Here is a 13,472-nt window from a genome sequence, read left to right on the forward strand (position 1 = left end):
GAGAGTGGTCGGCGGGGAGGAGTGGTCAGGAGCGGAACGCGATGCGCGCCCAGTCGGCGTCGATCGTGCGCAGCGTGCGGACCGGGTCGGAGCCGAGGACCATGCCCTGCAGGTAGTTCTGCAGCGGGATGTTCTGCGGCACGAGCTGCGAGGCGCCGAGGCTGAAGGCGGCCCGGTCGTAGAACTCCTGGAGCTCGACGAGCGTGGGCTGCGTGACCGCGGGCGCATCGGTCGTCACTCCGAACGCGTTGTTGTCGGCGTTGTAGGCGTCGATGATCTCGGGCTGCATCAGGAACGCGAGGAACTCGCGCGCGGCCTCCTTCTTGGTGGACGCCTCGGGGATCCAGAGCGCGAGGTCGACGTTGACCCGCACCCGGCGCTCCTCGGGGTCGTCCGTCATCGGGAGCGGGAAGGCGCCGATCGAGAGGTCGGGAGCGGTCTTCGCGATCTCGCTCAGCGCCCACGGCCCCTGGAAGTACATGGCGGCCTCGCCGTTCGAGAACGCGAGGTTGCCGTCGCCGTACGCCCGGCTGGCCGCATCCGGATTCGAGTACGCGGCGATCTGCAGCATCTGGTCGACCGGAGCGGCGAAGTCCTTCTCGAAGGAGACCGGCGACCCGGGCCCCACCTCCGGCCCCTGCTCCTTCAGCTGCGAGAAGAACGACTCGAGGTCGACGGTGCCGCCGACGGAGTAGTCGAACAGCCCCTGCGAGACCGTCCACGGATCCTTGTAGGTGCTGTAGAGCGGAGTGATGCCCGCGGCCTTCAGCGCCTCGCACACGGCGATGAACTCGGTCCAGGTGGTCGGCACCTCGAGCCCCTGCTGGGCGAAGATCTCGCGGTTGTAGAGCACCGCCGACATCATCAGCGAGTAGGGCAGCACGCTGGTGCGGTCGGGGTAGGACGCGGTCTGCTCGATCAGCGGCTGCAACGCAGGATTGATGCGCTGCGCCTCCGGCAGGTCGGACAGGTCGCTGAACGCGCCCCGCTCGACGAAGCGCGCGACCTCGAAGTTGTAGTTCAGGCAGCCGAGGTCCGGCGGGTTGGACCGCACGAAGCCGGCCGAGAGGTTGGAGGAGAAGTCGTGCACGACACGGACGCGGGACTGCGCTGCGTGGAACTTCTCGATCACCTCGTCGAAGTAGCCGATGACCTCGGGCTTGGACTGGTGGAACACGATCTCGACGGGGCGGCCGGAGCCGGAGGGCGAGGCGCAGGCGGCGAGGCCGAGCGCGGCGGCGCCCGCTCCCGCCGCGGCGAGGAGGGACCGGCGGCTCAGGCCGCCGAGGGGTGGGGTGGTGAGGGGCACGTCGTCGTCTCCCATATGTGTGGAAAAGTTGCTTCATCGACTAAATCTAGATAGAAAATCTAGTACGCGATGTACTGTTGCAGCCGATCCGCTCGGGGTCAAGAGGGGAGGCGGAACCGATGTCCGAGAACACGTTCTCGTTCCAGCGACGCCGCAACGCCCTCGAGATCCTGCAGAGCGCGTGGAGCGGGGAGCCGCTGACCGCCTCCGATCTGATCGAGCGCACCGGCCTCACCCGCTCGACCGTCATCGCCGTCTGCGACGACCTCATAGAGCTCGGCTGGATCGAGGAGCTCGCGAATCAGCGCGCAGCGGGCGACTACGTGAAGGGCCGCCCCGCGCGCCGCTACGCGCTGCGGCGGACGGCCGGCGTCATCGTCGGAGTCGACGCCGGGCAGCACAGCGTCGGAGTCGACGTCGCCGACCTCCTGGGCGACACGATCGCGCACCACGTCGAGCCGGTCGACCACGAGCCGGTCGAGGAGCTGCCGCGCGAGCGCCGCCTCGCGGACATCGAGCGGATCCTGGACCGCACCCTGCGCCGGGCCGGAGTCCCGGACGACGAGGTCCTCGCCGTCACCTTCGGAGTCCCGGCGCCGGTCGACGCCGACGGCCGCTCCCCCGCCGACGACAGCGGCTTCTGGAGCGCGATGAACCCCGGCCTCGGCGACCGCTTCGCCGCGCGCGGCTGGGCGGCCGTCGTCGACAACGACGCCAACCTCGCGGCCCTCGCGGAGGGCTGGCGCGGCGCCGCCGTCGGCTGCTCGGACTACGTCGCGCTGCTCTCGGGCGAGCGCCTGGGCGGCGGTGTGGTCCTGGGCGGCACGCTGCTCCGGGGCGCGCGCGGACTCACCGGCGAGATGCGCTACCTCGACCTGGTCGAGGGAGTCGGATCCGCCGAGGGCGTCGCGGCACTCGCCCGGTCGTGGGCGCAGGAGTCCCTCGCTGCTCCGGGTCGCGCCCCGTCGCTCCTGGACTCCGTCGAGCACCCGGGCGCCGAGCAGGTGCTGGCCGCCGCCGCGGCGGGCGACCCGCTGGCCCGGGAGGTCGTCGACCGCCTGGCCGCGCGACTGACCGCGGTCGCGGCCACCCTCGCGAACCTCCTCGACGTCTCGCTCCTCGTCGTCGGCGGCGCCCTCGCCGCCTCAGCCGGACCGCTGCTCGCCGACGTGTCGGAGCGGGTCGCCGCCCTCGTGCACGCGCCGGCGCCGCGGATCGTGCCCTCGACCCTCGGCGACCGCGCCGTCGCGCTCGGAGCGGTCCGAGCGGGCCTGGACCGCGTCCGCGCGGATCCGCTCACCCTGCGTCTGAGCGGCGGCGCCTCCGCGACGGCGGCCGCCGGAGTCTGAGCGCCCGGCTCAGCGCCGGAACGCCCGCACGATCAGCAGGAGCCCGAGGAGCACCGCCACCGCGGCCGCCGTCGCCGCGGGCAGGGCGAGCAGCAGCACCAGCGCACCGACCGCCGAGACCAGCGCAGGCAGGCGCAGCGCCGCCGCTCCCCACTCCACCCGGCGGACGATCAACGCGACCAGCTGGGCGGCGACCGCGAAGGCGAGCAGCGCATCCGCGTCGAGCACGACGACCGCGACCACCGAGACGAGGCACACGACGAGCTGAGCGACGACCGGGACCCCGGTCCGCCGCGAGCGCTGCGCGAGCACGCCCGGGATCTCTCCGGCGTCGGCGAGGCGGACGAGGGCTCCCGCATCGCGGCGCTGCAGCACGACGAGCGCGAGCAGCCCCGCGAGCACGGCGGCGACCGCCACGGGCACCTCGGCGGCGGTGCCGAGTGCGGCGGCGCGCAGCGGAGTGGCGGTGCCGGCGAGCACGGCCGGCCCGACCAGCAGCAGCAGTCCCGCCCCGAGCGCGCCGGCCACGAGGGCGACGACGCCCGTCGAGACGAGCGCGGGCCGGAGCCGCACGAGGGCACCCGACGTCGGCGGCGCGAACAGGAGCAGCGCGAGCGCCGCGGCGGACGCGGTGCCCTCCACTCCCCCCGGACGCACGTCCGACTCGGGGAGCACCGGCGGCGCCACGGCGACGATCACGGCGGCGGCCACCAGGAGCAGGACCACCAGCGCGCCGAGTCCGCGCGCGAGACCCGCCCGCACGACTCCCCCCCGCAGGACGAACACCGTCACTGCGACGAGCATCAGCACCGCGACGGGCCGCGCGGACGCGCCGAGCACCGAGTCCGCAGCGGTCAGCGCCAGCGCGGACGCGCCGAGCGCCCGGCCGGCGAGCGCCAGCCACTGGGCCGTCGGCCCGTCGTGCTGCTCGCGGCCGGAGTCGGCGACCGCACTGATCGCGGTCAGCACCGCGGCGACGCCGATCCCGAGCAGCAGCCACCAGCCGGCCTCGAGCGCGGCGGGCGAGTAGACGAGGAAGAGCCCGGCGAGCGCGATCGCCCCGACCGGCTCCGCGGGGCGCGCCCGAGCGCGATCAGCGCTCACTCGCCCGGGCACGCGCGGAACTCAGGCCCGGTCGATCAGGCGTCGCCGTCGAACATCGAGGTGACGGAGCCGTCGTCGAACACCTCGTGGATCGCGCGCGCCAGCAGCGGCGCGATCGGCAGGATCGTCAGGCGGTCCCACTTCTTCTCCTCCGGGAGCGGCAGGGTGTCGGTGACGACGACCGAGTCGATGAACTCGGAGCTGAGGAGCTCGCGGGCCGGGTCCGAGAAGACGGCGTGGGTCGCGGCGACGACGACGCCGATCGCTCCGGCGTTCTTCAGCGCCTCGGCGGCCTTCGCGATCGTGCGTCCCGTGTCGATGAGATCGTCGACGAGCAGGCAGACGCGCCCCTTCACCTCTCCGACGATCTCGTGGACCGAGACCTGGTTCGCGACCTTCGGGTCGCGGCGCTTGTGGATGATCGCGAGCGGCACGCCGAGCTTGTCGCTCCAGATGTCGGCGACGCGGACGCGGCCCATGTCGGGAGAGACGACCGTGAGGGTCGACGGGTCGAGCTTCTCGCGGAAGTGCTCGAGCAGCACCGGCATCGCGAAGAGGTGGTCGACGGGCCCGTCGAAGAAGCCCTGGATCTGCGCGGCGTGCAGGTCGACCGACATGATGCGGTCGGCTCCGGCGGCCTTGAAGAGGTCGGCGACCAGGCGGGCCGAGATCGGCTCGCGGCCGCGGCCCTTCTTGTCCTGACGGGCGTAGGGGTAGAACGGGGCGACCACGGTGATCCGCTTGGCCGAGGCGCGCTTGAGCGCGTCGACCATGATCAGCTGCTCCATGAGCCACTCGTTGATCGGCGAGGTGTGCGACTGCAGCACGAACACATCACCGCCGCGCACGGACTCGCCGTAGCGCACGTAGAGCTCGCCGTTCGCGAAGGTGCGCCCCTCGGTGGTGACCAGCTCGGTCCCGAGCTCGGAGGCGACGGCCTCCGCCAGTGCCGGATGCGCCCTCCCCGAGACCAGGACCAGGCTCTTCTTGTTGCTGGCGGTGATGCCCGTCACTGTTCTCCGCTTCCTCCGGTCGGCCGGTCCGAGCCCTCGGGCTCGGGCACCCCGGCCGCCTCGGCGGCGGTCGCCGCCGCGGTCCCGGGACGGTGGGTCTGCACCCAACCGGCCATGTTGCGCTGCGGAGCGACGGTGATGCCGAGGGCTCCGGCGGGGATGTCCTTGCGGATGACCGTGCCGGCGCCCGTGTACGCTCCGTCCCCGATTCTAACGGGGGCGACGAAGACGTTGTGCGACCCGGCCCGCACGTGGGAGCCGACCACGGAGGACGCCTTGGTCACTCCGTCGTAGTTGGCGAAGATCGAGCCGGCGCCGATGTTCGACTCCTCGCCGATGGTCGCGTCGCCGACGTAGGACAGGTGCGGGACCTTCGATCCCGCGCCGATGGTCGCGTTCTTGGTCTCGACGTAGGTGCCGATCTTGCCCTTCGCGCCGAGCACCGTGCCCGGGCGGAGGAACGAGAAGGGGCCGACCTGCGCGCCCGCGCCGATCACGGCGAGCGTCGCGTCGGAGCGCTTGACGACCGCGTCCTCGCCGATCTCGCACGAGTCGAGCGTGGTGTCCGGGCCGATGACCGCGCCCGTCGCGATGACGGTCGGTCCCTTGATCTGCGTGCCGGGGAGGATCTCGACGTCGGGCGCGAGGACCGCGTCGACGTCGATCCAGGTCGTCGCCGGGTCCTGGACCGTGACGCCCTCGAGCTGCCAGCGGCGGACGATGCGCGCGTTGAGCTCGAGCGCCGCGTCGGCCAGCTGCACGCGGTCGTTGATGCCGGCCACGAGCCAGCGGTCCTGCACCGGGACGGCCTCGATCGCACGGCCGGCCGCCTTCAGGGCCGCCGCGGCGTCGGTGAGGTACATCTCCTTCTGCGCGTTGTCGGTGCCGATGCCGCCGATCACCGCACGGAGGGCCGCTGCGTCGAACGCGTAGACGCCCGCGTTGATCTCGGCGATGGCGAGCTGGTCGTCGTCGGCGTCCTTCTGCTCGACGATCGAGGCGAAGCCGCCGTCGGAGCCGCGCACGATGCGCCCGAAGCCCGTCGGGTCCTCGAGGACGCACGAGAGCATGGTCAGCGCGTTCGCCTCGGCGAGGTGCGCGTCGACGAGGCGCCGGAGCGTCGGGGCGTCCAGGAGGGGCACGTCGGCGCTGAGCACCACGACGGTCCCGTCGAAGTCGGCGGGCAGAGCGCCGAGCCCGAGCTCGACCGCGCGGCCTGTACCCGGCACCTCGTCCTGATCGACCACGAGGGCTGCGGGCGTGTGCTCGAGCACCGCCTGAGCGACCCGCTCGCGCTCGTGCCGCACGACGGTGACGACGTGCTGCGCCTGGAGCGAGGCGGCGGTGTCGAGGACGTGGCCGAGCAGCGGCCGTCCCGCCAGCCGGTGCAGCACCTTGGGCGTCCTGGACTTCATGCGGGTGCCCTGGCCTGCGGCCAGGATCACGACCGCGAGAGTGCTGTCTATGATCGCGTCTCCTCTTCGGCGGGCGCACCCGGGTCGGTGCGCGCTCGTCATCCCCCGCTCCGCCACCAGGATTCGAACCTGGACCGGACAGCTCCAAAGGCTGCCGTGCTGCCGTTACACCATGGCGGACCGCGCTCGCGCGCGTCGTCCATCCTGCCATCCGGTCGAGACCCGCAGAGAACCCGGAGTCCGCCCCTTCGCGTCTCCTCCGGGAACCGCACCGGCCCGCACCCGCCACAATGGAGGGGTGAGCGCGAACGACGAGGTCGACGGCATCGTCGACGCCTGGGTGAGGGAACGACCCGACCTGGACTTCACGCCGCTGCAGGTCTTCTCCCGCATGCGGCGGCTGGCCAAGCAGCTCGAGCGCGCCCGGGGGACGGCGTTCGGCCGCTCGGAGCTCGAGACGTGGGAATTCGACGTGCTGTCGGCGCTGCGCCGCGCGGGCGCCCCCTACCGCCTCTCCCCCAAGCAGCTGCTGCAGGCGACCATGGTCACCAGCGGCACCATGACCAACCGCATCGACCGCCTCGTCGAGCGCGACCTGGTCGAGCGCCTCGACGACCCCAACGACGGACGCGGAGTGCTGGTGCAGATGACGCCGTCCGGTCTCGCGCGCGTGGACGCCGCCATCACGCGGCTCGTCGACGCCGAGCAGGAGCTGCTGGGCGCCCTGACTCACGCGCAGCAGGAGCGGCTCGCGCAGCTGCTCCGCAAGCTCTCGCTCGACTTCGGCTAGGGCCCGGCCGCAGGACATCAGCTGCAGGAGGGGTCACTCGGCTGTCAGCGGACAGACCCCCTCGCAGCCGAGGTCGTGCGCGGAGCTCAGCCCTCCAGCTGCTCCGAGAGCTCCAGCCAGCGCAGCTCGAGCTCGGCGGTCTCGTCCTCGTAGCCGCGGAGCGTCGCGTTCAGCGCCAGGATGCCGTCGTAGTCGTCCTGGTCGTGCGTCGCCATCTTCTCGTGCACGGTCTTCGTCAGCTGGGTCAGCTTGTGCAGGCGCCGGTCGATCGCCGACACCTCCTTCTCGGCGGTGCGCCGCTCGGCGCCGCCGAGTCCGGAGGGTGCGGCGGAGCCTGAGGAGGACAGGGCCGCCGGTCCCGCCTTCTCGAGCGCGCGGCGCAGCTCCAGGTACTGCTCCACACCTCCGGGCAAGTGCCGGAACGCGCCCTCGAGCACCGCGTACTGCTGGTCGGTGACCCGCTCGAGCAGGTACCGGTCGTGCGAGACGACGAGCAGCGTGCCGGGCCAGGAGTCGAGCAGGTCCTCGATCGCGGCGAGCATGTCGGTGTCGAGATCGTTGGTGGGCTCGTCGAGGATCAGCACGTTCGGCTCACTGAGCAGGATCAGCAGGAGCTGCAGGCGCCGGCGCTGGCCTCCCGAGAGGTCCTTGACCGGCGTCGACAGCTGAGCGCTCGAGAAGCCGAGCCGCTCGAGCAGCTGCCCGGGCGTCATGTCCTTGCCGCCGATCGAGTAGCTGGTGCGCTGCTGGGCGATGATCTCGCGGACCGGCTGGTCCTGCACCTCGGTCAGCTCCCGCAGCTGCTGGTCGAGGATCGCGACCCGCACCGTGGTGCCGCGCTTCACCTTGCCGCTCGTGGGCTGCACGCTGCCGGCGACCAGGCCCAGGAGGGTCGACTTGCCGGCGCCGTTCACGCCGAGGATGCCGGTGCGCTCGCCCGGGGCGATGCGCCACTCGATGCGGTTGAGCACCGTCCGCTCGCCGTAGCGCACGGTCACGTCGAGCAGGTCGACGACGTCCTTGCCCAGCCGCGAGACCGCGAGCTGCGACAGCGAGACGGAGTCGCGCACGGGAGGCTCGTCCTCGATCAGCTGATTGGCGGCGTCGATGCGGAACTTGGGCTTCGCGGTGCGGGCGGGGGCTCCGCGGCGCAGCCACGCGAGCTCCTTCTTCATCAGGTTCTGCCGCTTGGCCTCCATCGTGGTCGCCATCCGGTCGCGCTCGACGCGCTGCAGGATGTACGCCGCGTAGCCGCCCTCGAAGGGCTCGACGAGGCGGTCGTGCACCTCCCAGGTGGCGGTGCAGATCTCGTCGAGGAACCACCGGTCGTGGGTCACGACGGCGAGTCCGCCGGAGGCGGTGGCCCAGCGGCGCTTGAGGTGCTCGGCGAGCCAGGCGATGCCCTCGACGTCGAGGTGGTTGGTGGGCTCGTCGAGGAACACGACGTCCCAGTCGCCGACCAGCAGCTTCGCGAGCGCGACGCGGCGGCGCTGCCCGCCCGAGAGGGAGCCGACGACGCCGTCCCACGGCACGTCGCGGAGCAGCCCGGCGATCACGTCGCGGGTGCGCGCGTCTCCCGCCCACTCGTGCTCCTCGAGGCCGCCGACGACCGCCTGCGCGACCGTCAGGTCCTCGTCGACCGTGTCGGCCTGGTCGAGCATGCCGAGGGTGACGCCGCGGCGGTGGGTGACCCGGCCGGAGTCCGGCTCGATGCGCTGCGCGAGCAGCCGAAGGAGGGTCGACTTGCCGTCGCCGTTGCGGCCGACGATCCCGATGCGGTCGCCCTCCTCGATGCCGAGCGAGACGTCGTCGAAGATGACCCGCGTCGGGTACTCGAGTCGCAGCGCCTCAGCGCCCAGGAGATGTGCCATAGGGATCGATTTTACGGGGCTCCCCCCTGCCCGGTTCGACCGTCCCCTTTTTCCGCGGGGCTCCGCGGTCAGGCGACCGCGGTCGTTCGGCGGTGGTGGCCGGTCGCTCCGTCGGGCGCCGGACGCGCCTCGTCGGCGGTCTGCACCAGTCCCTCGGAGTCGGTGGCCCGGACGGTCAGCACGTGGTCGCCGGGCGTGGCGTCCCACTCGAGCACCCACTGGATCCAGGTGTCGGCGGTGACAGCCTCGGCGAGGCGGGCCTCGCGCCACTCCCCTCCGTCGACCTGGACCTCGACCTTCGAGATGCCCGTGTGCGGCGCCCAGGCGACTCCGGCGACGGCGACGGTGCCCGCCGAGACCGCCTGGCCCTGCCGGGGCACGTCGATCCGCGACTCGACCTTGATCGGCCCGCGCTCGCTCCAACCGCGCGTCGACCAGTAGGCGAGGTCGTCGGCGAAGGTCGTGACCTCGAGCTCGGTGACCCACTTCGTCGCGGAGACGTAGCCGTAGAGGCCGGGCACGACCATCCGCACCGGGAAGCCGTGCTCGAGCGGCAGCGGCTCGCCGTTCATGCCCACGGCGAGGATGCTCGCGCGGCCCTCGTCCTGCAGCACGTCCAGCGGGCTGGACGCGGTGAAGCCGTCGATGCTGCGCGAGAGCACCATGTCGGCGCCCGCCGTCGGGCGGGCCCGGGCCAGCAGCTCGCGGATCGGGTAGCCGAGCCAGAGCGCCGTGCCGATCAGGTCGCCACCGACCTCGTTCGACACGCAGGACAGCGTGACCAGGTGCTCCTCGAGCGGCAGCGCGAGCAGCTCGTCCCAGGTCAGCTCGATCTCCTCCTCCACCATGCCGTGGATCCGGAGCGACCACTCGGCCGGGTCGACGGAGGGCACCGAGAGCGCGGTGTCGATGCGGTAGAACTCGGCGTTCGGGGTGACGAAGGAGCTGATCCCCTCGACGTCGTCGAGCACGGCCGTCGGAGTGACGGGCGGAGCGGATGCGGCGGCGCGCGGCAGCGCCACGGCCTCGCGCACCGCAGTGACGGCGGCCGACGCGGCGGTCGCCATCCGCGCCCCGACGCCCACGACGACGGCCGCGGCACCCGCGACGCCCACGAGGCGGAGGAACGAGCGGCGGTCGGTCCCGCCCCGCGCGGGCTCCTGCTCCCAGCCGCGCAGCCGGGCCGCCGAAGTGCGGAGAACCAGGGCTCCCGCGACCATCCCGACGATGCTCGGAGCCGCGGCCAGGCCGGTCGCGCCCTCCCGCGTCACCGCGGCCAGCGCGCCCAGGCCCGCGACCACGACCAGCAGCAGGGCCCCTAACGGCGGACGGCGGAACTCCAGCAGTCCCGCGGCGATCGCGAGCAGCGCGACGGCGAGGGCCAGCGACAGGAGGAGGACGAGCTTGTCCCCGGTGCCGAACAGTGCGATGGTCGCGTCCTTCACCCCGGCGGGCACGATGTCGATCACGAAGCCGCCGACCGCGACGAGCGGACCGCCTCCCGCGCCGGTGAACACGGCCACGAGCTCGGCGCTCGCGAGGGCGACGGCGGCGGCGACGATCCCCGTGAGGATCGCGAGCAGTGCGGCTCTTCTGGGGGGCATGGCCGCACTCTAAGCCACCGCCCGGAGTGCGGGCTGGGGCGCCGATCGTCAGATCGAGAGCAGGCGCGCTCCATGGACCGGTCCGGTCACGCGGACCGCCTTGTAGCGCGCCGTCGTCAGCTCCAGCTGGAGCTCGAGCGCCACATCCGCGTCGGCGGCGAGGAACGCGACGGTGGGGCCGGAGCCGGACACGAGGCCGCCGAGAGCTCCGCTCTGCTCGCCGCGCTCGAGGATCCGCGCGAGTCCCGGCTGCAGGTGCAGCGCCGGCGCCTGCAGGTCGTTGTGCATCGCGTCGGCGAGCATCGCCGCGTCGCCCGCCCGGAGCGCCTGCAGCACGTTCGGGTCGACGGACGGCGACGCCGAGATGGGGCGGAAGTCGTGCAGGTGGCGCTCGCGGTGCCGGTCGAGCTCGCTGTAGACCTCGGGGGTCGACAACCCCTGCTCCGAGAGCACGAGGACCCACTCGAACCGGCCCTTGGCCAGGGCCGGGCTCAGCTCGTCGCCACGGCCCACTCCGATCGCGGTGCCGCCGGTGAAGGCGAAGGGCACGTCCGCGCCCAGGCTCGCGGCGATGCCCAACAGCTGCTCGCGGGTGCACGCCGTGCCCCAGAGCGCGTCGCAGGCGAGGAGCGTGGCGGCGGCGTCCGCCGATCCGCCGCCCATGCCGCCCGCGATCGGGACGTTCTTCTCGATCTCGAGATGCACGCCCCGGCGGTACCCCGTGGCCCGAGCGAGCGCTCTCGCGGCCTTGATGGCGAGGTTGCTGCCGTCGACCGCGAGGCCGGACGTGTCGATCGAGCCGGAGAAGGCGACCGAGAAATCCGGCGCGGCGCTGGCGCGCACGTCCTCGTAGAGCGACAGCGACTGGAACGCGGTGGCCAGCTCGTGGTAGCCGTCGTCGCGGACCGCCCCCACTTTGAGGAAGACGTTGATCTTGCCGGGAGCCCGCGCGTGGACCACGGTCGACGTCGCGCGAGCAGCCATGCCTCCAAGCTACAGGGTGGCGGAGGGGCCCTCGTCCCGGTCCGAGCCGTCCTCGTCGGGGTCGTCCGAGCCCGATTCGGGCAGCACCCCGCCCCGGGTCGGCACGAGTGCCGGATCCAGGGTCCGGCCCAGCGCGACGAAGGACTCGACGGTCAGCTCCTCGCCCCGCGCGGTCTGCGGGACGCCCGCGGACTCGAGGGCGGTGATCGCCGCAGCACTGTCGCCGAAGAGCGTGGCGAGCGACTGCCGCAGCATCTTCCTCCGCTGGGCGAACGCCGCGTCGACGACGGCGAAGACGGCTCGGCGCAGGGCCTCGTCACCCGGCTCCTCGCCGCGCTGGAACGACACGAGCACGCTGTCGACGTTGGGGACGGGCCAGAAGATCTGCCGCGAGACGGTGCCGCCGGTCGAGAACGAGCCGAACCACGCCGCCTTGACGCTCGGCCCGCCGTAGACCTTCGAGCCGGGACCCGCGGCGAGGCGGAGGCCGACCTCGGACTGCACCATCACGACGCCGGAGCGGATGCTCGGGAAGTGCTCGAGGAAGTGCAGCAGCACCGGCACCGAGATGTTGTACGGGAGGTTCGCGACCAGCCGCACGGGCCCGCCCGGAAGATCGAGCACCTTCATCGCGTCGGCGTGCACGACGTGCAGCTCGGCACCGGGAGCCATCAGCTCCACCGTGCGCGGCAGCTGCTCGGCGAGGCGCCCGTCGATCTCGACGGCGACGACCTGCGCGCCCGCCTCGAGCAGGCCCAGCGTCAGCGAGCCCAGTCCCGGGCCGATCTCGACGACCGTCTCGCCCGCCCGCACTCCGGCGAGCTTGACGATGCGGCGCACGGTGTTGGCGTCGTGCACGAAGTTCTGGCCGAGCTTCTTGGTCGGAGTGACGTCGAGCAGCTGCGCGAGGTCGCGGATCTCGGCGGGGCCGAGCAGGCGCGGGACGGACGCCGCCTCGACCTCGGCCGCGTGACGGCCGCTCATGCGAGCTGTCCCACCGGCTCCGTCGGCTCCGACCCGACCTCGCCGCCCCACTCGCCGTAGACCTGCTCGGTGTTCGACGCGATCGTCGCGGCGAGGTGTCCCACGTCGGTCTCGAGGTGCGCGGCCATCGCGCGCAGGGTGTGCGGGAGGAGGTAGGGGGCGTTGGGGCGCCCGCGCAGCGGCATCGGAGTGAGGAACGGCGCGTCCGTCTCGACGAGGATCAGGTGCCGCGGAGTGACGGCGAGCGCCTCGCGGAGCGGCTCCGCGTTCTTGAAGGTCACGTTGCCGGCGAAGGAGAGGTACCAGCCCTCCTCCGCGCACATCCGGGCCATCTCGGCGTCGCCGGAGAAACAGTGGAAGACGGTGCGCTCGGGGGCGCCGACCCGGCGGAGCGTCTCCATCACCTCGCGGTGCGCGTCGCGGTCGTGGATCTGCAGCGCGATGCCCGCCTCCTTCGCGATGCGGATGTGCTCCTCGAACGAGCGCTGCTGCGCTCCGCGGCCGCTCTCGCCCGTGCGGAAGTAATCGAGACCCGTCTCGCCGACGGCCCGCACGCGCGGCTGGGTCGCGAGCTCGGCGATCACGGCGAGGGCGTCGTCGAGCTCGCCCCGGGCGTCGAGCTCGGGGGCCTCGTTGGGGTGGATCGCGACGGCGGCGAGCATGCGCGGCTCGGAGGCGGCCATCTCGGCCGACCAGCGGCTGGTCGCCACATCGGTGCCGACCTGGACGACCCCGCGGACGCCGACGGTGGAGGCGCGGTCGAGCTGCTCGCGGTAGTCGAGCGGCTCGAGGCCGTCGGCGATTTCCAAGTGGGTGTGGTTGTCGTAGACGGGGACCACGAGGGCCTCGGGCAGCGGAGGGTACGTCAGGTCGCGGCCGGAGGTGTTCTCGCGGGCGCGGACGTGCTGGCTGTCGGTCATGCGCTCCAGGCTACCGGGAGGGCCCGGACGGCCCGCGTTCGGGGTGGGGGGGGATCCCGAGCCCGCTGCTGGTCGAGTAGCCCCACAGGGGCGTATCGAGACCCACCGACTCCAGACATCGGGGATCTC

11 protein-coding genes and 1 tRNA gene are annotated in these 13,472 nt (G+C 72.7%); 2 read left to right on the forward strand and 10 right to left on the reverse strand.

All coding sequences use genetic code 11. The features are described from left to right. Positions 1 to 25 precede the first annotated feature (25 nt). Positions 26 to 1,309: an ABC transporter substrate-binding protein gene (locus tag ASF46_RS11590; RefSeq protein ID WP_235576931.1), complete on the reverse strand. Its 1,284-nt coding sequence runs from the start codon at positions 1,307 to 1,309 to the stop codon at positions 26 to 28. A 119-nt stretch (positions 1,310 to 1,428) separates the two neighbouring features. Between ASF46_RS11590 and ASF46_RS11595 the strand changes: the two genes are divergently transcribed. Further along, a complete protein-coding gene (locus ASF46_RS11595; RefSeq protein ID WP_056867751.1) occupies positions 1,429 to 2,658 on the forward strand; it encodes an ROK family transcriptional regulator in 1,230 nt (409 codons plus the stop codon). Between the two features lie 9 nt (positions 2,659 to 2,667). On the opposite strand, the gene ASF46_RS11600 is transcribed toward ASF46_RS11595, so the two are convergent. The 4 genes from ASF46_RS11600 to ASF46_RS11615 all read right to left on the reverse strand — a co-directional run bounded on the left by ASF46_RS11600 (position 2,668) and on the right by ASF46_RS11615 (position 6,370). Then, complete coding sequence (locus ASF46_RS11600) at positions 2,668 to 3,762, reverse strand: hypothetical protein (protein WP_056867752.1); 1,095 nt, start codon at positions 3,760 to 3,762, stop codon at positions 2,668 to 2,670. A 35-nt stretch (positions 3,763 to 3,797) separates the two neighbouring features. Then, positions 3,798 to 4,775: a ribose-phosphate diphosphokinase gene (locus tag ASF46_RS11605; protein WP_055793762.1), complete on the reverse strand. Its 978-nt coding sequence runs from the start codon at positions 4,773 to 4,775 to the stop codon at positions 3,798 to 3,800. Further along, positions 4,772 to 6,292: a bifunctional UDP-N-acetylglucosamine diphosphorylase/glucosamine-1-phosphate N-acetyltransferase GlmU gene (gene glmU / locus ASF46_RS11610; protein ID WP_082485453.1), complete on the reverse strand. Its 1,521-nt coding sequence runs from the start codon at positions 6,290 to 6,292 to the stop codon at positions 4,772 to 4,774. The genes ASF46_RS11605 and glmU overlap by 4 nt, the downstream gene beginning before the upstream one ends. A gap of 6 nt (positions 6,293 to 6,298) precedes the next feature. Then, a tRNA-Gln gene (locus ASF46_RS11615) sits at positions 6,299 to 6,370 on the reverse strand. 118 nt (positions 6,371 to 6,488) lie between these two features. Here ASF46_RS11615 and ASF46_RS11620 point away from each other — a divergent pair. Next, positions 6,489 to 6,980, forward strand: a complete 492-nt coding sequence (locus ASF46_RS11620) for a MarR family winged helix-turn-helix transcriptional regulator (RefSeq protein WP_055793772.1) — start codon at positions 6,489 to 6,491, stop codon at positions 6,978 to 6,980. 86 nt (positions 6,981 to 7,066) lie between these two features. Here the strand turns inward: ASF46_RS11620 and ASF46_RS11625 are convergent, their stop codons facing one another. The 5 genes from ASF46_RS11625 to ASF46_RS11645 all read right to left on the reverse strand — a co-directional run bounded on the left by ASF46_RS11625 (position 7,067) and on the right by ASF46_RS11645 (position 13,343). Beyond that, positions 7,067 to 8,851, reverse strand: a complete 1,785-nt coding sequence (locus ASF46_RS11625) for an ABC-F family ATP-binding cassette domain-containing protein (RefSeq protein ID WP_056867753.1) — start codon at positions 8,849 to 8,851, stop codon at positions 7,067 to 7,069. A 68-nt stretch (positions 8,852 to 8,919) separates the two neighbouring features. After that, positions 8,920 to 10,455, reverse strand: a complete 1,536-nt coding sequence (locus ASF46_RS11630; RefSeq protein ID WP_056867754.1) for a molybdopterin-dependent oxidoreductase — start codon at positions 10,453 to 10,455, stop codon at positions 8,920 to 8,922. 48 nt (positions 10,456 to 10,503) lie between these two features. Beyond that, positions 10,504 to 11,439: a 4-(cytidine 5'-diphospho)-2-C-methyl-D-erythritol kinase gene (locus ASF46_RS11635; RefSeq protein WP_056867755.1), complete on the reverse strand. Its 936-nt coding sequence runs from the start codon at positions 11,437 to 11,439 to the stop codon at positions 10,504 to 10,506. Between the two features lie 9 nt (positions 11,440 to 11,448). Further along, positions 11,449 to 12,423 (reverse strand): 16S rRNA (adenine(1518)-N(6)/adenine(1519)-N(6))-dimethyltransferase RsmA, encoded by a 975-nt coding sequence (gene rsmA, locus ASF46_RS11640; RefSeq protein ID WP_082485455.1) that lies wholly within the window; start codon positions 12,421 to 12,423, stop codon positions 11,449 to 11,451. Then, the gene (locus tag ASF46_RS11645; RefSeq protein ID WP_055793780.1) at positions 12,420 to 13,343 is read right to left on the reverse strand and encodes a TatD family hydrolase; all 924 of its coding nucleotides are present in this window, start codon (positions 13,341 to 13,343) and stop codon (positions 12,420 to 12,422) included. Before ASF46_RS11645 ends, rsmA begins: the two co-directional genes overlap by 4 nt. Positions 13,344 to 13,472: the final 129 nt, after the last annotated feature.

The sequence above is a fragment of the Rathayibacter sp. Leaf296 genome, from assembly GCF_001423045.1.
Lineage (GTDB): Bacteria > Actinomycetota > Actinomycetes > Actinomycetales > Microbacteriaceae > Rathayibacter > Rathayibacter caricis.